This window comes from Streptomyces sp. NPDC096136 (assembly GCF_044763325.1).
Classification (GTDB): domain Bacteria; phylum Actinomycetota; class Actinomycetes; order Streptomycetales; family Streptomycetaceae; genus Streptomyces.
Map to the genome: position 1 here is coordinate 542,746 of NZ_JBIWFZ010000001.1, position 23,543 is coordinate 566,288.

Annotated in this window: 18 protein-coding genes and 1 pseudogene; 15 read left to right on the forward strand and 4 right to left on the reverse strand. The window is 75.5% G+C overall.

The window, feature by feature from the left end:
• Positions 1-43: 43 nt before the first annotated feature.
• Entirely contained in the window at positions 44-1,150 is a 1,107-nt protein-coding gene (locus tag ACIRBY_RS02395) for a mechanosensitive ion channel family protein (RefSeq protein WP_403894844.1), read from the reverse strand.
• A gap of 309 nt (positions 1,151-1,459) precedes the next feature.
• Between ACIRBY_RS02395 and ACIRBY_RS02400 the strand changes: the two genes are divergently transcribed.
• The 4 genes and pseudogenes from ACIRBY_RS02400 to ACIRBY_RS02415 form a co-directional block, all read left to right on the forward strand.
• Positions 1,460-2,416 carry a hypothetical protein gene (locus tag ACIRBY_RS02400; protein ID WP_403894847.1) on the forward strand — a complete coding sequence of 319 codons (957 nt, stop codon included), beginning with the start codon at positions 1,460-1,462 and terminating at the stop codon, positions 2,414-2,416.
• Between the two features lie 338 nt (positions 2,417-2,754).
• The gene (locus tag ACIRBY_RS02405) at positions 2,755-3,387 is read left to right on the forward strand and encodes an NADPH-dependent FMN reductase (protein WP_403895260.1); all 633 of its coding nucleotides are present in this window, start codon (positions 2,755-2,757) and stop codon (positions 3,385-3,387) included.
• A 401-nt stretch (positions 3,388-3,788) separates the two neighbouring features.
• Positions 3,789-4,367 carry an RNA polymerase sigma factor gene (locus ACIRBY_RS02410; protein ID WP_403894849.1) on the forward strand — a complete coding sequence of 193 codons (579 nt, stop codon included), beginning with the start codon at positions 3,789-3,791 and terminating at the stop codon, positions 4,365-4,367.
• 893 nt (positions 4,368-5,260) lie between these two features.
• Positions 5,261-5,998: pseudogene (locus ACIRBY_RS02415) on the forward strand (IclR family transcriptional regulator); the annotation flags it as partial.
• Between the two features lie 213 nt (positions 5,999-6,211).
• Here the strand turns inward: ACIRBY_RS02415 and ACIRBY_RS02420 are convergent.
• Positions 6,212-7,627, reverse strand: coding sequence for an MFS transporter (locus tag ACIRBY_RS02420; RefSeq protein WP_403894851.1), 1,416 nt, complete (start codon positions 7,625-7,627; stop codon positions 6,212-6,214).
• Between the two features lie 141 nt (positions 7,628-7,768).
• Here ACIRBY_RS02420 and ACIRBY_RS02425 point away from each other — a divergent pair, with 141 nt between their 5' ends.
• Complete coding sequence (locus ACIRBY_RS02425; RefSeq protein WP_403895263.1) at positions 7,769-8,590, forward strand: helix-turn-helix transcriptional regulator; 822 nt, start codon at positions 7,769-7,771, stop codon at positions 8,588-8,590.
• On the opposite strand, the gene ACIRBY_RS02430 is transcribed toward ACIRBY_RS02425, so the two are convergent.
• Complete coding sequence (locus ACIRBY_RS02430; protein WP_403894854.1) at positions 8,587-9,534, reverse strand: nucleoside hydrolase; 948 nt, start codon at positions 9,532-9,534, stop codon at positions 8,587-8,589. The genes ACIRBY_RS02425 and ACIRBY_RS02430 overlap by 4 nt on opposite strands.
• 256 nt (positions 9,535-9,790) lie before the next feature.
• Between ACIRBY_RS02430 and ACIRBY_RS02435 the strand changes: the two genes are divergently transcribed.
• The 6 genes from ACIRBY_RS02435 (at position 9,791) to ACIRBY_RS02460 (ending at position 17,132) form a co-directional block, all read left to right on the forward strand.
• Positions 9,791-10,450 carry a DUF4360 domain-containing protein gene (locus tag ACIRBY_RS02435; protein WP_403894857.1) on the forward strand — a complete coding sequence of 220 codons (660 nt, stop codon included), beginning with the start codon at positions 9,791-9,793 and terminating at the stop codon, positions 10,448-10,450.
• Positions 10,451-10,516: 66 nt separating this feature from the next.
• The gene (locus ACIRBY_RS02440) at positions 10,517-14,050 is read left to right on the forward strand and encodes a hypothetical protein (RefSeq protein ID WP_403894860.1); all 3,534 of its coding nucleotides are present in this window, start codon (positions 10,517-10,519) and stop codon (positions 14,048-14,050) included.
• 165 nt (positions 14,051-14,215) lie between these two features.
• Positions 14,216-14,383 (forward strand): hypothetical protein, encoded by a 168-nt coding sequence (locus ACIRBY_RS02445; protein ID WP_403894863.1) that lies wholly within the window; start codon positions 14,216-14,218, stop codon positions 14,381-14,383.
• 256 nt (positions 14,384-14,639) lie between these two features.
• The gene (locus ACIRBY_RS02450) at positions 14,640-15,410 is read left to right on the forward strand and encodes an ABC transporter substrate-binding protein (RefSeq protein WP_403895266.1); all 771 of its coding nucleotides are present in this window, start codon (positions 14,640-14,642) and stop codon (positions 15,408-15,410) included.
• Complete coding sequence (locus ACIRBY_RS02455; protein ID WP_403894866.1) at positions 15,377-16,207, forward strand: amino acid ABC transporter permease; 831 nt, start codon at positions 15,377-15,379, stop codon at positions 16,205-16,207. The genes ACIRBY_RS02450 and ACIRBY_RS02455 overlap by 34 nt, the downstream gene beginning before the upstream one ends.
• A gap of 16 nt (positions 16,208-16,223) precedes the next feature.
• Positions 16,224-17,132, forward strand: a complete 909-nt coding sequence (locus ACIRBY_RS02460; protein WP_403894868.1) for an amino acid ABC transporter ATP-binding protein — start codon at positions 16,224-16,226, stop codon at positions 17,130-17,132.
• A gap of 59 nt (positions 17,133-17,191) precedes the next feature.
• Here the strand turns inward: ACIRBY_RS02460 and ACIRBY_RS02465 are convergent, their stop codons facing one another.
• A complete protein-coding gene (locus tag ACIRBY_RS02465; RefSeq protein WP_403894871.1) occupies positions 17,192-18,382 on the reverse strand; it encodes an MFS transporter in 1,191 nt (396 codons plus the stop codon).
• A 425-nt stretch (positions 18,383-18,807) separates the two neighbouring features.
• Between ACIRBY_RS02465 and ACIRBY_RS02470 the strand changes: the two genes are divergently transcribed.
• The 4 genes from ACIRBY_RS02470 to ACIRBY_RS02485 all read left to right on the forward strand — a co-directional run bounded on the left by ACIRBY_RS02470 (position 18,808) and on the right by ACIRBY_RS02485 (position 23,435).
• Positions 18,808-19,380, forward strand: a complete 573-nt coding sequence (locus ACIRBY_RS02470) for an NADPH-dependent FMN reductase (RefSeq protein WP_403894874.1) — start codon at positions 18,808-18,810, stop codon at positions 19,378-19,380.
• Positions 19,380-19,994 carry a serine O-acetyltransferase EpsC gene (gene epsC / locus ACIRBY_RS02475; RefSeq protein ID WP_390691413.1) on the forward strand — a complete coding sequence of 205 codons (615 nt, stop codon included), beginning with the start codon at positions 19,380-19,382 and terminating at the stop codon, positions 19,992-19,994. The genes ACIRBY_RS02470 and epsC overlap by 1 nt, the downstream gene beginning before the upstream one ends.
• 144 nt (positions 19,995-20,138) lie before the next feature.
• The gene (locus tag ACIRBY_RS02480; protein WP_403894878.1) at positions 20,139-21,227 is read left to right on the forward strand and encodes a cysteine synthase; all 1,089 of its coding nucleotides are present in this window, start codon (positions 20,139-20,141) and stop codon (positions 21,225-21,227) included.
• Positions 21,228-21,281: 54 nt separating this feature from the next.
• Positions 21,282-23,435 (forward strand): hypothetical protein, encoded by a 2,154-nt coding sequence (locus ACIRBY_RS02485; RefSeq protein ID WP_403894881.1) that lies wholly within the window; start codon positions 21,282-21,284, stop codon positions 23,433-23,435.
• Positions 23,436-23,543 lie beyond the last annotated feature (108 nt).

Sequence of the window (23,543 nt, forward strand, 5' to 3'; positions counted from 1 at the left end):
CGGGCCTTCACCCCATCGTGACCATCGGCACCGCGGCCGGCGGCTAGCGGTCCGTCAGGAGGGCCGACGACGAGCCGTCGCGCTGGTGCGGGACCGGCGCGGAGAGGACCGCGCGCGGGTCCTCCTCCGGGCGGAAGGAGACCGTGCGCGTGGGAGCCGGGATGGAGATGCCCTCCTCCCGGAAGCGCTGGTGCAGGCGCTTGATGAACTCGTGCTTGATCCGGTACTGGTCGCTGAACTCGCCCACGCCCAGGATCACGGTGAAGTTGATCCGGGAGTCCCCGAAGGTGTGGAAGCGGACCTTGCCCTCGTGGTCGGGGACACCGCCCGTGATGTCGGCCATCACGGTGTCCACCACCTCCAGCGTCACCCGCTCCACGTGCTCGAGGTCGCTCTCGTACCCGACCCCCGCCTGCACCAGGAGCGACAGCTTCTGCTCGGGCTGGGTGAAGTTGGTCATGTTCGTCCGGGCCAGCCGCCCGTTGGGGATGATGACCAGGTTGTTCGACAGGTTGCGCACCACGCTGTTGCGCCAGTTGATGTCGACGACGTAGCCCTCCTCCCCGCTGCTGAGCCGGATGTAGTCACCCGGCTGCACCGTCTTCGAGGCCAGGATGTGCACCCCCGCGAAGAGGTTGGCCAGGGTGTCCTGGAGCGCCAGCGCGACCGCCAGACCGCCGACGCCCAGGGCCGTGACCAGCGGTGCGATGGACACCCCGACGGTCTCCAGCGCGACCAGCACGCCCATCGTGAGGACCACGATCCGGGTGATGTTCACGAAGATGGTCGCGGACGCGGCCACCCCGGTCCGGGACTGCGCCACGGACTGGACCAGCCCCGCGATGACCCGGGCCGCCGTGAACGTGGCGAAGATGATGAGCAGGGCGGTCAGCGACTGGTTGACGATGTTCCCGACCCGCGCCGTGAGGGGCAGCGCCGTCGCCGCCACCGCCGCGCCCGCGATGACGGCCGCCCACGGGGCGAGGGTCCGCAGTGCGTCGACGATGATGTCGTCGCCGGTCCACTTGGTCCGCTCCGCGTGCTTGGCGAGCCACTTCAGCAGGGCGCGCAGGAGCAGTCCGGCCGCTCCCCCCGAGGCCAGCGCGATCGCGGCCACCACCCAGTCGTGCAGCACGAGGTCCCGGGTCACCGCACGGCCTCCGCTCGCGCGAGGGCCGGCCGCCGTATGTGTCGTGTCGTCACCATGTCACCTGTCAGGTCGCGTTGTGCGGGCGCTCGTTCGAGCGGACGTACATATTCCGAACGGACTGTCATCCTGCCGCATGCGCCGTCGGAGCCCGCAGCGGGGCCGGGGCAGCCGACGCCCCACGGCCCCCGGGAGCCGGCCGTACCCCCGCGGCGCAGTTGCTCCGGCCCGGCGAACTCCTCACCTGCCCGGCCCACACCCCCGGCCCCGCCGGACCACCCGCCCCCGCCGGGGCCGGTGGGATGTGCAGTCATGAACCTCCACGCGCACAAGGAGACCGGCCGCTCCCGGGCACGCACCCGGGTCCTGCTCGCCTCCCTCGCCGCCGCGGCGGCCCTCACCGGCCACCTGGTCGCGACGGCTCCGGCCGCGACCGCGGCCGGCCCCAAGCCCTCGGACCAGAACCCGGCGCCGTCCGCCCCGGGCGGACCGCGGACCCCGGACAAGCAGCGGACGCCCGCGAAGCAGCAGCCCCCCGCGAAGCAGCGGCCCCCGGCCAAGGACCGGGGCCGCGACCCGGGCCCGGACCGCGACCGGGACCGGGATGACGACCGGGGCCGGGAACAGGACAAGGGGGAGCACCCGCAGAAGAAGAAGCCGGCCCCGGTGGCGCACGGACTGCGGCAGTTCACCTCCGACAACACCTTCACCCCGCCGGCCGGCGTCACCTCCGTGTTCGTCCAGGCCTGGGGCGCGGGCGGCGGGGGCGGGGGCGGCGGCGGGGCCTCCACCTCCCACACGGGCGGCCGGGGCGGGGGCGGCGGCGCCGGCGGATTCACCTGGTGCACCCTCAGGGTCGTCCCGCTCACCGACTACGGCGTGGACGTCGGCGGCGCGGGAGGGGCGGGCGCCCGGGGTGCCACCGGCGGAACCGGCGGCACCTCGACCCTGGTCGCCTCGGCCACCAACACCGTGCTCCTCGCCGCCACCGGCGGGACCGGGGGCGGCGCCGGCGGGAACGGCACGGCGGACGCCGACGGCGCCCAGGGCACCCCGGGGAGCGGCGGCGACGGCTCGTGCTCCACGGGCGGGGTGAACCTGCCCGGCGGCGACGGCACCGCGGCCGTCGGAGGCACCGCCCCCGACGGCGTCGTCGGCCGTCCCGCGGGCACCGCGGACGGCGGTGACGGGGGCGAGGGAGGCACGCCCGTCGCCCCTGGCACGGCCGGAGAGCCGGGCGGCGCCGGCTACGTCGTCATCTGGTGGTAGCCGGCTGAACCGCCCGCTCCCGCCGGGCCCCGGCCGGGGGAGCGGGCATCGGCCGCCCCCCTTCCCCCGGCCGGGCACCGTGCCGGCGGCACCGCCACGGCAGCGGGCGGCCGCGTACCGCCGGGCGACGCCCGTGGCAGCCGGGTGACGTGCGCACGGACGCGCGCGCGGACCCGGCCGGCGCGGTCCGCCCGCCCGTACAGTCCGCTGGGAACCTCCGCCTCCGGCGCCGGGGGCGCGCACCGGCAAGGGAGACAGCCGTGACCTCGAACGACCAGGCCCATTTCCCGACGGATCCGGCCCGTCCGCACGACGGGCAGCCCGCCGGCCGTGCCTCGATGCACGTGTTCGTGCTCTCCGGGTCCTCCCGTACCGGCTCGGTCAACGCCCGTCTGGCGGCGCTCGTCGCCGGCCTGGTGGTGCGCTCGGGGGCCACCGCCGAGCCCGCGCTGCTCGGGGACTTCCCGATGCCGCTGTACGACGGGGACGTCGAGGCCGACGACGGCATGCCCCCGGGCGCCCTGGCGCTGCGCGAGCGGATCGAGTCGGCGCAGGCCGTCGTCATCGCCTCGCCCGAGTACAACGCCTCCGTCCCCGGACCGGTCAAGAACGCCATCGACTGGGTCTCGCGCGTCCGGCCGCAGCCCTTCAAGGACAAGCAGGTCCTGCTGGTCTCCGCCTCCCCGTCGATGGTGGGCGGCAACCGGGGCCTGTGGGCCCTGCGCGTCCCGCTGGAACACCTCGGCGCACGGGTCTACCCCGACATGTTCAGCCTCGCGGCGGCCCACCAGGAGTTCACCGAGGACGGCGCCCTCGCCGACCGGGGCCTCGGCGAACGGCTGGCGTCGACCGTCGGCTCCTTCCTGGACCTCGCCGAGGCCGACACCCGCTACCTGTGCCTGCAGCGCCGCTGGTACGAGTTCCTCGGCGACCGGACCGACGCGCCGGTCACCGGCCGCGCCCAGGACTGAGCCGCCGCGCGCCCCACCGCCGACGCACGCCCCGCCCCCACCCGGAGGCGGGGCGTGCGCGGTTGTACGGGGGGCGCGCGCCGGGGCGGATGCGACGCTTCCCGAAGATTTCCCACGTCGGTCTGCACGATCGGGCCCCTTTTCCGATGGGGTGGTGTTGGGGGGAGCCTGTCGCTCCACGGCTGCCGGACACGGGGGCAGGCGGCCGCCACTCACCAGACACCGGGAAGGTTCCACGCCGACGTGAACGCTGAACGGACCGCCGCCCTCGTACTGATAGACGCCACCGCGGTCCGCTCCCACCCGAGAGCGGGCCTCACGACCCATGCGACCAGGGTGCACAGGCACCCGCGGCCACCCACCGCCCGCACGGGCGGCGACGAGCAACGGTGGGGGAACACATGAGTGAAGGCGAGTTCGATCCATCGGGGGACCAGACGGTCTCCAGCGAACTGGTGGGCGTGCTCCCGGTGGAATTCACCGCGTTCCACTCCCAGCAGCACCGCGCGTACCTGCGCTACGCCCACCTGCAACTGGGCAACGCCAAGGACGCCGAGGAAGTCGTCGACGACGTGTTCACCTTCCTGCTGAAGGTGTGGCGCCAGGCGCTCAAGGAGGCGAGCCTCCACGGCTTCGCCTGGGCGGTGCTGCGCGAACACGTGGAACGGCGGCTGGCGGCCCTCGGGCGCCAGGTCGCCATGGTGGAGACGGCATGGTTCTCGGCCCTGCGCCGCTCCTCCAGGGAGCGGCTCGAACTGCTGGAGTCGAAGCTCGGCCTGTACGCGGCGATCGCCGAACTGTCCGAGCGGCAGTACGACGTGGTGCTGCTGGCCTTCCTGCTGGGCAACGACTCCGACACGGTCGCCCGGATGATGGGGATCTCCCCCGCGACCGTCCGGTCGCACGTCCGCGGCGCACGCCGAACCCTGTCCCGCAAGCTCGGGGTGGACTGGATCCCCGGAGAGGAGAAGGACCAGTGAGCGACATGCCCGCTGACCGTGACATGCCGCTGCGCGAACTGGACGCGGCCCTGGAGGACGCGGCGGTGCTCGCCGAGGAGTACGCCGGCTACGACGAGGGGGCCGCCCGGCGCCGCGTCGCCCGGCGCATCGCCGCCGACCGCGCCCGCTCGGCGCTCGGCGCCCCCGCGGGGGCGGACGCGGCCCGGGGGCAGGAGGCCGCGGCGGCCGCCTGGGACGACCTGGTGCTGGACGCCGCCTGCCACGTACGGGCCGCGCGCTGCCTGGACGACCTGACCTGGTCCCTGGCCGAGAGCCGGGACTTCGCGGAGCTCGCCCTGCACGTCCGGTCCTGGCCCCACGGCGTGGACTCGGCCCTGCTGTTCGGCTGCCTGCTGCACCTGACGGACCGGCAGGAGGCGGCGCAGTTCTGGTTCCAGTACGCCGCCGGCGCGGGCTCGCGCACGGCCGCCCAGTGCCTCTACCTCCACCACCTGGCCCGCGCCGAGGTGCGTACGGCCCGCCACTGGAAGCACCAGGCCCGCGTCCTGCCCGCCGAGGAGCACCTGCCGCCCCTGCCCCGGATCCCGGAGGACCTGGAGGAGACCCTGGGAGCCTCGGTCATCTGGACCTCCCCGCCGATCAGCACCAGGGACCTCACCCCCTTCAGCCCCGGCCGGGCCGGGCGCCCCCCGTACCGGCTGCCGGCGCGGCTGCGCCAGGCCGTCGCGGCGCGCCCCCGCAAGGAGCACCCGGAGCTGGGCGACATCGTCACACCGAGCCCACCGGTCGCCGTCGCCGTCGCACGGCACGCCCGCCTCAACCCCGTGCACCTGACGGACGAGGCGAACGCCTGGGCCCTGGAGGCCCTCAGGCAGCCCCGGCTGACCCACGCCGCCCGCAAGACCCCCGAAGTGCGCCCGGCCCCCGCCGCACTGGCCTGCGTCCACCAGGCGCTGCGCGTCCTGGAGGTCGTCAACCGCTACTCGGGCGGCGTCAGCCTCAGCCAGATCGCCCGCGAGACGAAACTGCCGCAGCTGGTCCTCGCCCGGGCCACGGAGCAGCTCGTCCGCGCCGACCTCGCCACCCCCACCGGACCCGACGCCTACGTCGCGGGCCACGCCCTGCTGCTGGCCGACGCGGCCGGCGGAACGGGCGGGGGGCACCTGCGCGAGACCCTGGCCTGGGTGCGGGACGCGGTCGGCGCGGCCGTGTACGTCGCCCGCTACACCGACGGCGAGGTCTCCATCACCCAGTACGCCGACGGGCCGAGCGCACCCGCCGTCCACGAGTGGGTCGACTTCCGCGCCGCCGCGCACGCCTCCGCCGTCGGAAAGGCCCTGCTGACCCAGCTCGACTACGACGACCGCAAGGACCACCTCGCCCGGCACGAGATGTCCCGCTTCACCTCCCACACCGTCACCAGCCAGGCGGCCCTCTTCCACCAGCTCGACACCCGCCGGCCCAACACCCCCCTCCTCGACTTCCAGGAGTACGCGGTCGGCACGGTCTGCGCGGCCGTACCGATCACCTCGGGTCCGAACGCCGAGTGCGTGGCCCTGTCGATCCCCGTCGCCGACCCGGCGCGGCTGCGGCAGGCCGCCCGGATCCTGCAGAGCGAGGCCGCCGCGGTCTTACTGGCCCTGATCGTCGCGGGCAGTACCCACCCCACCCCGGTCCGGCCCGCGTTCCAGCCCCGCGGGACGCGCCGGCGCCCGCCCGAACCGGCCGCGGCGCGGGGCCTGGCGGGCACGTTCCTGTCCACGACCGTCTAGCCGGACCGCCCGCCCGCCCGCACGGACGGGGCGGGCGCGGAGCCGAGCGGGCCCGGACCGGAAACCCCGGACCGGGCCCGCTCGTACGGCTCAGGCCCTGCGGCGCCCCAGGCCGACGGCCACCAGCAGGGCCGCGCCGACCACCAGGGCCGCGTCCACCGCCAGGACGGTGCGCACCCCGTCGAAGAGCGGCGCCCGCGTCGTGGCCAGGACGCCCAGCAGCGGGATCCCGATGGTGAGGCCGACCTGCTGGGTGGTGGTGACCAGACCGGTGGCCAGTCCCTGCTCCGCGTCGGGCACCCCGCTCGTCGCGGTCAGCCCGTACGAGATGATCGCGCCCAGGTGGCACATGCTGCCCAGTGACACGGCGACGGTCGCCACCAGCGCGCCCGAGTCCGGACCCACGGCCAGCAGCGCCGCGGTGAACAGCCCCTGCCCGGCCAGGGAGCCCACCAGGGTGCGGCGGACGCCGAAGCGTCCGACGACCCGGGGGACCAGCGGACCGGCGAGGGCCGAGGCGACGCCCTGGACGCCGAAGACCAGGCCTGTCAGGAAGGAGGACAGCCGCAGCGTCTCCTGGAGATAGAGGGTCAGCACGAACACGACCGTCGACATCATCGAGAAGGTCACCAGCCCGCCGGCGTTGCCCCAGGCCACGGTGCGCCGCCTGAGCATCGGCAGGGAGACCAGCGGGGCCGGGGACTTCGACTCCACCACCGTGAAGGCGGCGAGCAGCACCAGACCGGCCACGAGGCCGGCCCGGACGTCCGCCCCGCCGAACCCGCGGTCGGCCGCCGTCGACAGGGCGTAGATCAGCGCGAGCAGCCCCGCGGTGACGGTGACGGCGCCCGGCACGTCCAGGCGCGGCCGCTCCGGGGTGCGGGACTCGGCCAGCAGGGCGGGGGCGAGGACCAGCACCACCAGCGCGGCGACCGCGAGCAGGGCCATCGTCGAGCGCCAGCCGAGGGTGTCGGTCATGACCCCGCCGAGGACCATGCCGACGGTGAAGCCCAGGGACAGCAGCGTGCCGGAGATGCCGAGCGCCCTGTCGCGCTGCGGGCCCTCCGGGAAGGTGGTGGTCAGCAGGGACATGCCGGCCGGCACGACGGCGGCCGCGCCCAGGCCCTGGAGGGCCCGCCCGGTCAGGAAGGCCGCCGGGTTCCAGGCCAGGGTGGCGAGCAGCGAGGCCGCGCCGAAGAGCGCGAGACCGGCCAGGAACAGCCTCTTGCGGCCGTACAGGTCGCCGATCCGGCTGAAGAGGAGCAGGAACCCGCCGGACGGCAGGGTGAACGCGGTGACCGCCCACTGGAGGGCGGACGGGCTCAGCTCCAGGTCCCTGCCCAGCGCCGGCAGGGCCACGTTGAGGACGGAGAAGTCGAGCGCCACCATGAACTGGGCGGCGCAGAGCACGAAGAGGACCAGCCGGGCCCGGCCGGAGAGCCGGGCGTCCTCGGGGGCCGCCGTGCGCGGCCCGGTGACCTCGGGGGTCCGGGTGTCTGTCGTCATGGGAACCACCCTCGCGGCCCGGGAACGACCGTGGAGAGTGGGAACTTATCCTGTTGGCGCCACCACCAGGCAGCCGGACAGGGGGAAAGCGTGGCCATACCGATCGACCGGAACCGCCGTACGGAACTGCGCGAGTTCCTGATGAGCCGGCGTGCCAGGATCTCCCCGGCGGAGGCCGGCCTGCCGGACGGCGGGGCCCGCCGCCGCACCCCGGGGCTGCGCCGCGAGGAGGTCGCCGTCCTCGCCGGGGTCGGGGCGTCCTGGTACCAGTGGCTGGAACAGGGCCGCGACATCACGGTGTCCGGGCAGGTCCTCGACGCGGTGAGCCGCGTGCTCAAGCTGACCAGCGCCGAACGCCGGCACCTCTACGTCCTCGCCGGGCTCAACCCGCCCGCCCTCGAAGTGGCCCCCGGCGACCGGGACATGTGCCAGGGCCTGCAGCGGCTGATCGACGCCTGGATGCCCTTCCCCGCACACATCATGGACACCTACTGGAACACCGTGATGTACAACGACGCGGCCGCGCTGGTCCTGGGCATGCGGCCGGAGATCGTGCAGAACTGCCTGGTCGCCTTCTTCACCGACCCCGTCTACATGGCCCGCTCCCCGCACTGGGAGGAGATCGCCGTCGAGGTCGTGGCCCAGTTCCGGGCGGCCTGCTCCGAGCACCCCGAGGACGAGGGCTTCCGGGCCGTCCTGGAGCAGGCGCGGGAACTCAGCCCCCGCTTCACGCAGTTGTGGGACCGGCAGGAGATCCGGCCCGGCGGCCAGCTCCGCAAGCGGATGGAGCACCCCGTCGTCGGCACCCTGCACGTGGAGTCGACCCAGCTGCGCGTCCCGGCGCGCCCCGACCTGGCGATCGTGCTGCACACCCCGCTGCCGGGCACGGACACGGCCGAGAAGCTGGAGTGGCTGACCTCGCCGGAGGGGCGCCGCGGACTCATGTACCCGGTCGCGGGCTAGCGTCCGCGGGCGCTGCCGAGGGTGGCGACCGCGCCGACCATGCGGTCCCAGAAGGCCTCGCGGTCCAGGGAGACCGCGACGCGCGCGTTCGCGGGCAGGCCCAGGTAGCCGTGCGGGTCCACGACGGTGGCGCCGCGCGTGTGGGTGCCCCGCAGCTCCACCGCGACGTGCGCGTCCACACAGTCCACGATCGAGGGATCGATGACCCGGGCCACCGCGACCGGGTCGTGCAGCGGCGGGTGGGGCATGCCCCACAGCCGGTGGTACGTGGAGGCGAAGAAGGTCAGCAACCCGGCGCAGACGGTGCCGAGTTCCGTGCCCAGACCCTCGAAGCGCGCCACGATCTCCGGGGTGGCCAGGGCCTGGTGGGTGACGTTGAGCCCGCACAGGGTCACCGGCACGCCGCTGCGCAGGACGATGTCGGCGGCCTCCGGATCGGTGTACACGTTGAACTCGGCCGCGGGGGTCCGGTTGCCACGCTCCGTGGAACCCCCCATCAGCACGATCTCGCGGATCCGGGCGGCGCACTCGGGGTAGCGGGTCAGCAGCAGGGCGATGTTGGTGAGCGGGGCGGTGGGCACCAGCGTCACCGGCTCCGGGTGCTCCATGAGGATCCGGTGGATCAGCTCCACCGCGTGCTCCGCCACCACGTCGACCGAGGGAGCCGGGAACCGCGGGCCGTCCAGGCCGGACGCGCCGTGCACGTCGTCGGCGACCGACAGCGGCTGGAGCAGCGGACGTCCGCACCCGGCGGCGATGGGCACGTCCGTGATCCCGGCCACGGTGCACACCCGGCGGGCGTTGAGGGTGGTCTTCTCCACCGTCTGGTTCCCGGCGACCGTGGTGATCGCGAGCAGCTCGACCGCGGGATCGGCCGCCGCCAGCATGATCGCGAGGGCGTCGTCGTGTCCGGGGTCGCAGTCGATGATGATCGGGACGGGCACGGGCAGTTCCTCCCGGTGGGGGCCGCTGGCCCGCCCAGTCTGCCCCGGCGGGGCCGCGCGGGCCGCCGTTTGTGCGCCAAAACGCCCGGGACCGGTGGCGCGTACCCGTGCACCGGTCCGTCGGTCGCACGATTCCCCCGGGCGGGTGGCCCCGGCGCCGCTCCGGTGACGGAGCCTGCCGCGCCTGCGCCGACGGGCCCGGGGAGTGTGGAACGTTCGAGCCGATCACGCACCGCAGCGATCGGAAGGACTCCCCATGTTCAGAACGGTGTTCACCGCCGGCGCGGCCGCCGCGCTCGCCGCCGCCGCTCTCACGCCCCCGGCGGGAGCCGCCACCGGCGGTCCGTCCTTCGTACCCCCGGAGCAGATCACCATCGACGTGGTCCAGGTCAACGGCTCGGGCTGCCGCCCCGGCACCGCCGCCGTGGCCGTCGCCCCGGACAACACGGCCTTCACCGTGACGTACAGCGACTACATGGCCAAGGTGGGCCCCGGCTCCAGTCCGACCGACTTCCGCAAGAACTGCCAGCTCGGACTCAGCCTCAACGTCCCGCAGGGCTACACCTACGCCATCGCCCAGGCCGACTACCGCGGCTTCGCCAGCGTCGAGACGGGCGCCACCGCCACCGAGAAGGCCAGCTACTACTTCCAGGGCATGTCCCAGACCGTCAGCCGCAGCCACACCCTGCGCGGCCCGTTCCAGAACAACTGGCAGGCCACCGACGCCGTCCCCGTCGAGGCCCTCGTCTTCCACCCCTGCGGGGCGCAGCGAAACCTGAACATCAACACCGAACTGCTCGCCCAGGCCGGCACCTCCAGCCCGGCCGCCACCAGCTTCATCTCGATGGACTCCACCGACGGCAGCATCAACACCACGTACCACTTCTCCTGGAAGCGCTGTCCCCAGCGCCGCTGACCCCGCACCGGGACGGACGCGGACCGGGGGAGGGGCGTTGTCGGACCCGCTCCCTAGCATGGCGCCATGAGCAACTCGCAGAGCAGTCCGGTCTCCCGGGCGGTGCGTGCCGCCCTGGCATCGCCCCGCCCCGCAGCGGACGGAGCCGCGCCCGGCGCCGCCCTCCGGGTGGTCGAGGAGGCCCGCCCCGCCCGCACCGTGGCCGCGGGCGTCGCGGCCGCCGGCGGGGTGGACGGCGACACCGCGCGACGGCTTCGCGGGTGGGTGGCCGACCTGCTCGCGGACCGCACCGACCGGTGGCTCGGCGTGCACGACGCGCTCGCCGGCCACCGCGGCACGCTGCCCGGGCTGCTGGCCGACGTACCGCCGCCCGCACCGCCCGCCGCCCCCGGCGAGGTCCGCCGGCCCGTGCCCCGCAGCGTCCACACCACCCTGGCCCTGCTGCTGGAGCACGCCCGGCCCGAGTGGGCCGCGGCCGCGCTGGCCGTCCTGCCCGCCCGCACCCGCGACGCGCTGCTCGGGGGCGGCCCGCTCCCCGGCCCGGTGCTCGTCACCGCCGTCACGGAACACGGCGACCCGGCCGCCCGGGCGGTCCTCGCCGGGCACCCCCGGCTCGACGCCCGGGTACTGGCCCGGCTGCTCGCCGTCGGGGACGCCGCCGTCGCGGCCGCCGTGTACCGCAACCCGCGCTGCACCATGTCCCTGCGCCGCACCGTCGCCGGGCGGCTCGCGCAGCTCCCGATGGACGAGGGCCTGCGCGCGGAACTGACCGACCCCGCCCGGCTGCCCCCGGGCACCTGGCTCACCCCCCTGCTCGCCTCCGGGGACCCGGAGCTCACGCTGCGCGCGCTGAGGACCCAGCAGGTCCGCGGCGTCGCCCAGCGGTACGCACTCGTCCGCGTATGGGAGGCCGCCGGACGGGAGGCGCTCGCCGCCCTGCTCGACGGCCCGGACGTCCTGCGCCACCTGACCACCCCCGTCCTCGACGCCGTCTTCGCGGCCCTGGCCGCGGAGGACGGCTCGGGCAACGGCCTGCGGGGCCTGCGCGAGGGCGGCGAACCCTACGGGGACCCCGCCCGGCTGCCCGGGCTGCTGGCCGCCACCCGGGGCACGAGCTCCCTCGCCGCCCTGCTGTCCGAGCCGTACGCCCACGACATGCGGGCCCTCGCCGAGGCACACGCCACGACCCCGTTCATGCCCAAGGCCTGCGAGGAACTCGCCCGGCACGAGGCGGCGGACGACGCCCAGCGCCTGGTGTTCCGGCTCGGCGTCCTCAACGAGCCCTGGCGCGTCGGGGGCCGGCGCGTCGGCAACTCGGAGCCGCCCGAACGGCGCCTGGCCCGGGAGGCGCTCGACGACTCGGCGGCGGCGTGGGCGGAGGGCATGGCCGCGGCGGGACTGCTGGACCCCGTCGAACTGGTCCGCACCGCACGCCCCGCCGAACACGCGGCGGCCGCCCTGGCCCGGCTGACCGAGCGGAACCTGCTCACCGACACCGCCCTGGACGAACTGCGCACCCTCACCGGCACCCACCTCGGCGACCGCCCCGAGGCATGGGCCGCACTGGACGCCGGCCTGCCCGGACACCGGGGCACCCTGGGCGAACTGATCGCCCTGGCCGGCCGGGCGGCACCGGACGGGCCCCGGGAGCAGCAGGAGCCGCAGCCGCCGCAAACCCCGGCGGCGCACGGACCCGCCGACCGGGCCGACCAGCCCCCGGGGTCCCCGCGCACCCACCACGAGCGGGCCGCCCTCGCCGCCCTCGACCTGCTGTACTCCCTCGCCCCCGCCGGCACCCCGCTTCCCGCGGACCCCGGCACCCTGGCCTTCCTCGCCCACCACCGCCAGGAGGACGCCCCCGGCCTCGCCACCCCCGGATGGCTCGCCCGGGCCTGCGCGGACACCGCGATCGCACCGCCCCACGGCGCCTGGCACACCGCCCCCACCCCCGAGGAGATCCGCGCGGAGCGCCCCCGCAGCTGGGGCAGCAGCGCCCGGCTCACCGAAGAGGCCTACACCCACGGGCTGCTCCCCGCCGACGCACTGCTCGGCCTGCTCCCGGCGCGCGGCATGCTGCTGGAACCCCACGACTGGCGCCGCCTGGCCTTCGCCTCGGCCTGGCGGACGGCCCTCGCCCGCCGGCTGCGCACCGAACTGGGCACCGACCCCGACCGCTGGCTCCGGCTGGCGCACGCGGCCGGGCAGGCCGCCGGCCTGGACCGGCACACCGCCGAGGGCGGCCCCAGCTGGGCGGAACTCCTCGAACGGTCCCGTTGCGCCGACGCGCCGCCCGCCGGACCCCTGCCCTGCGACCCTCCCCTGTGGGGTGCGTCGAGCGGCCCGCCGAGTACGCCGGACGAGGCGCTGCGGCTGCTGCGGAGCGGCAACAGGCGCTGGGCCTGGCCCGTGGGCACGCTGCTGTGCCTGGCCGACCCCGAGGTCGTCGACGCGGTACTGCCCCGCCTCGGGCCGGACGGGCCCTGGCTGCTCGCGGCGTACCTGCTGCGCCACGACCGGACCCCGCGCGTCCTGCTCGGCCGGCTGCTCGCGGGACGCGACCCCGAGGCCCTGCGCGTCCTCGCCTCCCAGGCGCGGCGGCTCACCGACGGCGCCAGGGAACTGCTGGTCGACCTCGACGATCCCGATGTGGACCTCACCCTGCTGCGCAACGGCACCACCTCCCACCTGGCCGGCCGCATCGTCACCCGCCCCCACGACCGCACCGCCGCCCGGCTGTCGGCCGAGCTGCTGGCGGACCCGTCCGCCCCGCTGCCCGGGGGCGCCCTCTGGCTGCGCTCGCGCGAACCCGCCCTGATCGAGGAGGTCTTCGCCCGCCACGGCGCCGAACTGGGCTTCACCGAGCAGGCGGTGGGCTGCCTCCACCTGCTCGAACACGGCGGAGCCGCCCGCCTCACCGCACTCGCCGGCGGGGACCGGCTCGGCCGGGCGGCCACCGCGCTCTGCGTCAAGGCGCTGGGATCGGCCGACCCGGCCGCCGTGATCCGGACCCGCCTCGCCCGGGAACTGGCCCACGCCAAGCTCCTCACCCGGCTGCGCCGGAGCACCGGGCACTGGAAGACCACGGCCACGGTCCTGTCGATACCCGGGGCGGTGGACTGGGAGGCGCTGGCCGAGGCGCACGAGGAGGAGCCGATCCCCCACTGGGGCCACCTGGTCAACCTCCGCGGCGCCCCGGCGGGCCTGCGGCTGCGGTACGCCGCGCTGCTGCCCGAGCCCGGCCCGGACGGTCTGCCCGACGGGCCCGAGGTCACCCGGGCCCGTGCCCGGTACGGAGTGGCCGGCCTCCACCACTGCCCGCCCGCCACCCAGCTCGACGGCCTGCTGGCCTCGGGCGGCCTGACCGGGGACGACCTGCTGTACACGGCGGCGCCGGCCGCGCGGATCCTCGCCTACCTGAACACGGGCGCCCGACGACCGGACGCCCCGCCGCAGGCCGCGGCCGCCCTGGACGGACTCGGCGCCCTCGTCGGGAGCCGCCTGGCCGCCGATCCGGCCGCCTGGGACCGGGCCGTCGCCCGGCTGGCGGGCCGCGACCCCCATTGGGATCCGGTGTCGCCGGTCTCCGCGCTCCTGTCCTGAGGGCCGATGCGTGGGCAGGACGCGCAGGCCCCGATGTGTAGGGCCGATGTGTACGTGATGTGAAGAAATGTCTTGGGGGGCGTTCGGGTGGGAGTCGCAGCCACCCGCAACCGGATGCGCAGAGTAGTAACTCATCACGGCCAGTAACTACTTTCGGGAGGTTCGATGGACACCGCACCGACGTACGCACTGTCGTCCCGCACGCCCCGCTGGGCACTCGACCCCTACCGCTTCCCCGGGCTGGAGGGCCTGGAGGACGCCGAGGCCCTCGGGGAGCCCGGCCTCCCGCCCGCCCCGGCGCCCGCGGGGAAGCCCCACCGGCCCGCGCGCTGACGCCGCCGCCGGGGACCGGACCGCCGTCCCGTCCCCGGACCCGCCGCATGGCGAATCACCCGCCGCCGCGTACCGCCGGGGCTTACGATCTCGAACGGACGGTCCCGTCCCGCGACCGCCGCCCGCCCTGCACCCGTGGAGGTCAACCGTGTTCCGCACGGCCGAAGGACACCGCAGTCAGCGCACCAGCAGCCGCCCCGGCCGAGGCGGCCGCGCAGGCCTCCGGGGGGCGGCCTGCGCCGCCGCGGCGGCGGGCGTGTTCCTCGTCTCCGGCTGCTCCTCATCCGGCGAGAGCGGACCGGGGGAGGCGGCCGGCGGCGTGCCCGTCGTCGAGAAGGGCAAGCTCACCACCTGCACCCATCTTCCCTACCCGCCCTTCCAGTTCGAGCAGAACGGCAAGGTCGTCGGCTTCGACGTGGCCCTGATCGACCTCGTCGCCAAGGACCTCAAGGTCGAGCAGAAGATCCTCGACACCCCGTTCGAGAACTTCAAGACCGGGGCCTTCCTGAACTCGGGCCAGTGCGACCTCGCCGCGGCCGGCATGACCATCACCGACGAGCGCAAGAAGAACGTCGACTTCTCCGTCCCCTACTTCGACGCCACCCAGGCGCTGCTGGCGACCAAGAAGAGCGGCATCACCACCCTCGCCGACGTCAAGGCGAAGTCGGCCAAGCTCGGCGCCCAGGCCGGGACCACCGGCGAGAGCTACGCCAAGAGCCAGGGCTTCAACCCCGTCGCCTTCGAGAGCTCGGACGCGGTCCTCAACGGCCTGCGCACCGGCCAGGTCGACGCCGTCGTCATCGACTACCCGGTCGTCCAGGGCTGGCTCAAGGACAAGGCCAACACCTCCGAGTTCGTCCTCGGACAGAACATCGACACCGGGGAGCAGTACGGGTTCTCCGTGAAGAAGGGCAACGCCGCCCTGCTCGCCGCGATCGACAAGGCCGTCACCACCGCCAAGGCCGACGGAACCTACAAGAAGATCTACGAGCAGTGGATCGGCCCGATGCCCCAGTCGGCGTCGTGACCTCCCGGCTGACCCGGCGCCAGCGGCGCCGGGTCTGGCAGGGCACCCAGTACGCGGTGTTCGTGGCGGTGCTGGTCGTGGTGGCCGTCCAGGCCGACTGGGACCGGCTGCGCAACCAGTTCGCGCAGAAGGACCTGGTCCTGCGGCTCTTCCCGGACATCCTCACCATCGCTCTGCGCAACACGGTGGTGTACACCTTCTCCGGGTTCGCCTTCGGCCTGGTGCTCGGGCTGGTCGTGGCCATGATGAGGCTGTCGTCGGTGGCCCCCTACCGCTGGGTCGCCGGCGTCTACATCGAGCTCTTCCGCGGCCTGCCCGCCCTGCTCATCTTCATCTTCGTCGGGGTCGCGGTGCCCCTGGCCTTCCCGGGCACCGAGATCCCCGGCGGGACGTACGGGAAGGTCGCGCTGGGCCTCGGCCTGGTCGCGGCCGCCTACATGGCGGAAACGATTCGGGCCGGCATCCAGGCCGTCCCCAAGGGGCAGATGGAGGCGGCCCGCTCGCTCGGCTTCTCCCACGGCCGCGCCATGGTGTCCGTGATCATCCCGCAGGCCTTCCGCATCGTCATCCCGCCGCTCACCAACGAGCTCGTCCTGCTGTTCAAGGACTCCTCGCTGGTGCTGTTCCTGGGCGTCACCCTGGAGGAGCGGGAACTGACCAAGTACGGCCGGGACCTGGCCAGCGAGACCGCGAACTCCACCCCGATCCTGGTCGCGGGCCTGTGCTACCTCCTGGTGACGGTGCCGCTGAGCTTCGTGGTGCGCCGCCTGGAGGCCCGCGCGGACAAGGCCACGTGAGGAGGAGGGGGACCCGATGTCACGGACGAACGGAACGGCGGCGGACACCTTGGGCGCGGACCGCGCGGAGATCGAGATCCGGGGGCTGCACAAGTCCTTCGGCGACAACCACGTCCTGCGCGGCATCGACCTCGACGTCGCCCGCGGCGAGGTGGTGTGCGTCATCGGGCCGTCGGGCTCGGGCAAGTCCACCCTGCTGCGCTGCGTGAACCTGCTGGAGGAGCCGAGCCGGGGCCAGGTCTTCGTCGGCGGGACCGAGCTCACCGACCCCGATGTCGACATCGACGCCGCGCGCCGCCGCATCGGCATGGTCTTCCAGCAGTTCAACCTCTTCCCGCACGTGAGCGTCACCGGGAACCTCACCCTCCCGCAGCGCAGGGTCCTGGGCCGGCGCAAGGCCGAGGCGGCCGCCGTCGCCCGCGAGAACCTGGAGCGCGTCGGCCTCGCCGGGAAGGCGGACGCCTTCCCGGCCCAGCTCTCCGGCGGGCAGCAGCAGCGCGTGGCGATCGCCCGGGCCCTGTCGATGGGGCCGGAGGTGATGCTCTTCGACGAGCCCACCTCGGCGCTCGACCCGGAACTCGTCGGCGAGGTGCTGTCGGTGATGCGGGTGCTCGCGGGGGAGGGGATGACGATGATGGTCGTCACCCACGAGATGAGCTTCGCGCGCGAGGTCGCCGACCGGGTCGTCTTCATGGACGGCGGGGTCATCGTGGAACAGGGGGCGGCGGAACAGGTGGTGACCCGGCCGACCCAGGAGCGGACCCGTGACTTCCTCAACCGCGTGCTCGACCCGGCGGCCGTCGAGGCACCGGGCCCCGAGGCGGCGCCGGGCCCCGGGACTGCGGGCTCCGGGACGGCGGGCTCCGAGGACGGCGGCAGGCACCGGACGGACGGCGGGGAACCCGGCCCGGGCGCCGACGGCTGACGGGGCAGCCGTCCCCCCCCCCGGCTGACGGGGCGCCCGTCCCCGCCCCGGCACGTCCCTCAGCCCCCCGTCCGCACCGGTCGCCGGAGCAGGTAGGCGCCTGCGGCGGTGACCAGGACGGCCATGCACGCGATGAACACCAGCCCCGCACCCTCCAGTCCGAGCGGTCCCACCAGCAGCCCCACACCGATCACCGGCACCGAGATGCCGCAGTACGCCACCACGAACAGCGCCGAGATCACCGCGGCGCGCCGGTCCTCCGGAGAGGCCCCGGCCACCGCGGACAGCGCCCCGCGGAAGGCCAGCCCCTGCCCGCAGCCGCCGACCAGCGCGCTCAGCGCCACCAGGACCAGCAGATCCCAGCGCAGCGCGCCCGCGAGCAGCGCCAGCCCGCCCAGCAGCCCCGCGCAGCCCAGCGGCAGCGAGCGCCCCACCCCGACGCGGCCGACGGCCAGCTGTCCGGCGGTGGAGGAGAAGAAGGCCAGCGCGACGACCAGCCCGCCCACGGCGTGGCTGTGCACGTCCAGCGACTGCGCCAGGAACGCCGGACTGACCGAGGTGAACACCCCGAAGAGCGCGAAGCCCACGAAGGAGGCGATCGCCGCCGGCGCGAACACCGGGCGCACCCGGGCGGGCAGGCCGGGACGCTGCGGCCGTACGGCGCGCAGCGGGCCCCGCTCCCGCACGGTCTCCGGCAGCCCCAGCACCACGACGGCCGACCCGGCCACCAGGACCAGGTGCACGGCGAACGGCAGGTACAGGGGCCAGGGGGCGTACTGCGCGAGCAGCCCCGCGAGCAGCGGACCGCAGCCGAGGCCGCCCATGTTGGCGGCCGTCGCGACGAAGGTGGCCCGGCCCTTCCCCCGCTCGGGGGCGAGTTCGAGGACGTAGGCCGTGGCGGCGCCGGTGAACAGCCCGGCGGAGAGCCCCGACAGCAGCCGGCCCGCGTACAGCCAGGGCAGGCCGGTGGCCGACAGGAAGCAGACGGCGCTCCCCGCCGCACACCCCAGGCCGGCCAACAGCACCGGCCGCCTGCCGACCGTGTCCGAGGCGTCGCCCGCCAGCAGCAGGACCCCGATGACCGCGAAGGCGTAGACCGCGTAGACGACCGTCACCGTCAGCTCGGAGAAGGAGAACTTCTCCTGGTACATGCCGTAGAGCGGGGTGGGCAGCGTGGTGCCGGTCATGCACACGGCGAACACCGCCCCGGCGAGCAAGCACTGGCGCCATCTGCGGCGGTCACCGTCCATGCCGCCGACGGTAACCCCGCCCCCCGCCCCGGACAGGTCAGGCGCGGCTGCGCGGGGTGCGCCCACACGGGGTGCGCCCACACGGGGCAGGGCCGGTACGCGAGGCCGGGCGCGCGGGCTGCAGCGTGCGGTCCAGGACGTGGGAGTGCCCGCCCCAGCCCGGTGCCCGGACCGCCGCTCGGACCCCGGGCGTTTGCGCAAGCCCTCCGGGCCGGTCCTGTAGCGGGCCTCCGGTGCGGCGCGAGTCGGGGTCGAGTCCGGCTGCGGCCGGCGCTGGCACCGTAACGACGGAGACGCGGGGCGGATGGCGTACGCACTCCATCGCCGCTCCGACGCGGGTGCGGCGGTCCTCTGCCGGGACCACCCGTCCCGAGCGCGCACGAAGCCTGCCGACCGGGAGGCCGAGAACCAAAGGAGTTCCCCTAATGAAGATCGTTCTGATGTCGGGCAGTACCCGGCGGGACTCGCTGAACACCACCGTCCTGGAGACCGTGCGGCACGTGCTCGCGGGCCTCCCCGGTGCGCACGAGACGGTGTACCTCGCCGTCGCGGAACTGCCCTATTACGAGGCGGGCCTGGAGCGCGCCGACGGCTCGGCGGCGGTGCGCGCGGCCAAGGACCTGGTCGCCGGAGCCGACCTGCTGTTCATCAGCACCCCTTCCTACAACGGCGCCATGCCCGGCGCGCTGAAGAACGCGCTCGACTGGCTGTCCCGGGCGGACGGCGCGACCCCGAGCCCGCTGACCGGCCGGGTGGCGGCCGTGGCCAGCGCCTCCCCCGGACCGGGCGGAGGCCTCGAGGCGCAGGCCGGGCTGGTCACCCTGCTCGCCCGCTGCGGCGCGCGGGTCGTCGAGCACGAGCCGGTCGGAGTCACCCGCGCCGCCGGGGTGGCCGCCGAGGGGGGCCGCTTCACGGACCCCGAGCTCGTGGCCCGCCTGGAGGGCCTGACCCGCGCGGCCCTCGCCGCCGCCGGGGAGCAGACGGAGGTGCTGGTCTGATGGCGCGTGACAAGGAACCCGGCCTGCTCGCGATCATGAAGGAGGACCTGGACGTCGTCGTCGCCCAGGACCCCTCGATGCGCAACCGCCGCGAGGCCCTGCTGCACGCGGCCCTGCCCGCCCTGTGGGCGCACCGCGTCGCCCACCGCCTGCACCGGCGTGGCATGCGCATGACGGCCGGGCTGATCGCCTGGCAGGCGCGCCGCAAGACCTCCGTGGAGATCCACCCCGGAGCCGTCCTCGGCCGGCGGGTGTTCATCGACCACGGCGCCGCCGTCGTGATCGGCGAGACCGCGGTGATCGGGGACGACGTGACCATCTACCACCAGGTGACCCTCGGCGCGGTCGGCTGGTGGAGCGACAACAAGCGGCCCGCCGGCGAACGCCGCCACCCCGTGGTCGGCCACCACGTCGTCCTCGGCACCAACGCGACGGTCCTCGGCCCCGTCACCATCGGAGAGCACGCCGTCATCGGCGCCCAGGCCCTCGTCAACAAGGACGTCCCCCCGGGAGCCCGCGTACTCGCCGCCACCGCCGTGATCAAGGCCGTCGGCGAGCAGCCGCAGCCCATGGAGGACCTGTACGCCGTGACGGCCTCGGCCGGCTCCTGGTAGGAGCGTCCGCCGCTCCGCTCCCTCCGCGCCACCACCCGCCTCGGGTAGTCCCCTTCCCCCCACGAAGGCTGCACCGGCGTACGGGCGGACCGTACGAACACCCCCGACCGGCAGCCGCACGCCCCGACTTGTGAGGAACCACACGTGGAAAGCCGTACGCCGCGCCCCATCGCCGACAGCATCGAGGACCTGATCGGATCCACCCCGCTGATCCGCCTCCACTTCGAGGACACCGCCCCGGGTACTCAGGTCCTGGCCAAGCTCGAGGCCGCCAACCCGATGTCCACCAGCAAGGACCGCGCCGCCCTGTACATGCTGCGGGCCGCCGAGCAGCGCGGCGAACTCACCCCCGGCAGCGGCACGGTCATCGAGGCGACGTCCGGCAACACCGGCATCTCCCTGGCCTCCCTCTGCGCCTCCCGCGGCTACCGCTGCGTCATCGTGCTCCCCGACAGCGCCACCCCCGAGCGGGTCGCCCTGCTCAAGGCGCTGGGCGCGGAGGTCGTGCGGACCCCGCGCGAGCAGGGCTACCCCGGCGCCATCGCCAAGGCGCAGGAGCTGCACGCGGCGACCCCCGGGTCCTGGTTCCCGTGCCAGCACGAGAACGCCGACAATGTACGGGCCCACTACGAGACCACCGGCCCGGAGATCTGGGCCGACACCGGCGGGCGCGTCGACGTCCTGGTCTGCGGCGTGGGCACCGGCGGCACCCTGACCGGCATCGCCCGGTACCTCAAGGAGCAGAACCCGGACATACGCGTCGTCGCGGTCGAGCCGGAGAACTCCCCGGTGCTCTCCCAGGGCGTCGGCGGCCTGCACCGCATCCCGGGGCTCAACGGCGGCTTCGTGGCGCCCACCACCGACGTCTCGCTGATCGACAGCGTGGTGACCGTCACCGACGAGGAGGCACTGGCCGCCGCCCGGCAGCTCGCCCGGCGCCAGGGCATCTTCGCCGGGGTCTCCTCCGGCGCCGTCGCCCACGCCTCCGCCCGGCTGGCCGCCCACCCGGACTACGTCGGCGCGTCGATCGTCACCCTGCTGCCCGACACCGGCGAGCGCTACCTCAGCCTGTGGGCCGAGGAGCAGGCCCCCGCCGCCCGGCCGGCTTCCCGGCGGCCCTCCGCCGCCGAGCAGCCCGCGGACCAGCCCGCCGCAGAGCAGCCCGCCGCCGACCGCCCGGCCGCCGGGCAGCCGACGGCCGAGCAGCCCCTGGCCCTGACCGCGAAGTCCTGACCGCGAGGGCGGGCGGGCCGGGCCCTCGTCGGTGCGGCCTGGCACCATGCCGCCATGGATCTCGAACACGCGCTCGCCGGCCTCGACTCCCACCCCTGGTCGGAGGCCTCCCACGCCTACGGCGGCGCGGAGGACCTGCCCGCCCTCCTGCGGGACTTCGCCGGGGCCGACGAGGAGAGGTCGGACGAGGCCCTGCACGAGCTGTACGGGAGCCTGCTCCACCAGGGCACGGTCTTCACCGCCAGCGTGGAGGCCGTGCCCTTCCTGGCCCGCCTCGCCGCCGCGGGCCACCGCACGGCCGACGTCCTGGCGCTGCTGGCGGGCATGGCCGGGAGCACGGACGAGCACGGACTGGAGCCGGGCGCGGTGGCGGCCGCCGTGGCCGGCCGGCTCCCGCTGCTGCTCCCGCTGCTCGACGCCCCCGAGGCACAGGTGCGCGGCCGCGCCGCGTGGGCCGTGTCGCGGGCCCGCCCGGCCGGGCCCGTACTGCCCGCGCTCCGCGCGCGCTGGGACGTGGAGGCGGACCCCCGGGTACGCGCGGAGCTGCTGGCCGCGATGGACCGGACCGACGCGCCGGCCGCGGCCGCCACCGCCGCCTCCGTGCTGGACCCGGGCCATCCGGCGGAGCTGCGCCTGCAGGCGGTCCTCGTCCGCCTGCACGCGGGGCTGCCCTGGACGGAGGAACAGCAGGCGGCCCTGCTGTCGGTCCTGCCCGCCGACCCCCTCGTGGCCGGCCGGCGCGACCTGACGGGCCGACAACCGCTGGCCGACGCCGTGGAGGCACTGCTGGACCGGGGCGGGGCGGCCCACCGCGAGGCCGCGTTCGCGCTGCTCGACACCGCCCTGGGCGACGGCCGGGCCGAGGTCCGCGCCGAGGCGGTGGGGGCGGCCGACCGGGCGTGCACCCGCTCGCGCAGCGCCGGCCGGCTGGTGCCCGCCCTCGCGGCGGCCGCCGTCGACGAGGAGGCCGTGCTCGCCGTGGCCCCGGTCCTGGGCCGCCTGGGCTCCGCCGCCGCACCGGCGGCGCCGGTGCTGGCCGCCGTCGCCGGCCGCCGCCCCGACGAGGAGGACGACGTCGCGGACCGGGTCCTGGCCGCGCTCGTACGGGTCGACCCGGCCCTGGCCGCGCCGCTCCTCGCCCGGTCCCTCGGGCGCCGGCCGCGCGCGCTCGGCGCCGCCGTCGGGGTGGTGGCCCCGCCCGTCCCCGCCTTCCCCTTCCACCCGGACCTCCTCGACGCCGTCCGCGACCGGTTCGCCCGGCCGCGCTCCCTGGACGGCAAGGAGGCCTGGCAGCTGGCCGCCCTGCTGACCGGCTGGGGCGCCCGGGCCGCCGACGCGCTCCCGGAACTCCTGCTCGCCCTGCGCCACCACCAGCGCCAGACCGCCCCGGTCGTGGCCGCCCTCGCGGCCGCCGGCGCACCGGAGGAGCGCACCCGGGCGGCCGAGGCGCTGCGGACGGCCGCCGCGGAGGACGAGGCGCTGTCCGTGGCGACGGCGCTCCACGAGCTGACCGGCGACGACGGGGTGCTGCTGGAACGCATCGCGCAGCAGCTCTCGGACGGGGCCCACGCGGCCGCGCGCGCGGCGCAGGCCGCGGGCGGGCTGGGCTCCCGGGCGTCCTCGCTGGTCCCGCTGCTGCGCGCGGCCCTGAGCGGCCCCGGCGCACTCCTCCCCGACCTGGAGGCCGACACCGCGCTCGCCGGAGCCCTCTGGCGCATCGCCGGGGACGCCGCGACGGCGGTGGCGGTCCTCGACGCGGTCCTCGCCCGTGCGCCCGAGGGCCCCTGGGGCCACTGGTGCGCGGTCCGCGCGGTCCGGGCGGCGGCGGTCCTGGGTCCGGCGGCGGGTTCCCTGACACCCCGTCTGGAAGCGCTGCTCGGCGACGCCCAACGGGTGCCGGCGGCGGCGCTCGCGCTCGTCGCCGTCGCCCGGCCCGACGCGGCGGGCCGGACCGTCCTGGCCGGGGCCGTGCTGGACGCCGTCGAGCGGGGAGCCGACCCGCTGGAGGCCTGCGAGGCCCTCGAAGCCCTGGGCGCGGCCGTCCTGACCCCCGGTCAGCGGGAGCGGCTGGCGGTGCTCGCCGAGGGGGACGCGCGCGTGTTCCGTGCGGGGGTGGAGGGCCGCGGCGTCCAGGACGACGAGCTCCTGCGCGTCCGGGCCCGCGCCCTGCTCGCGGCCGTCCCGAACGACCCCGCCCCCGCCGGCTGACGCCCCGCGGCCGCCCCCGCCCTCCCGCCCCCCTGCCCTCCCGGCGCAACCGCCCTCCCGGCGCAACCGCCGGCCGGCCGGCGTACGTCCGGGGGTGGGGGTGGTGTG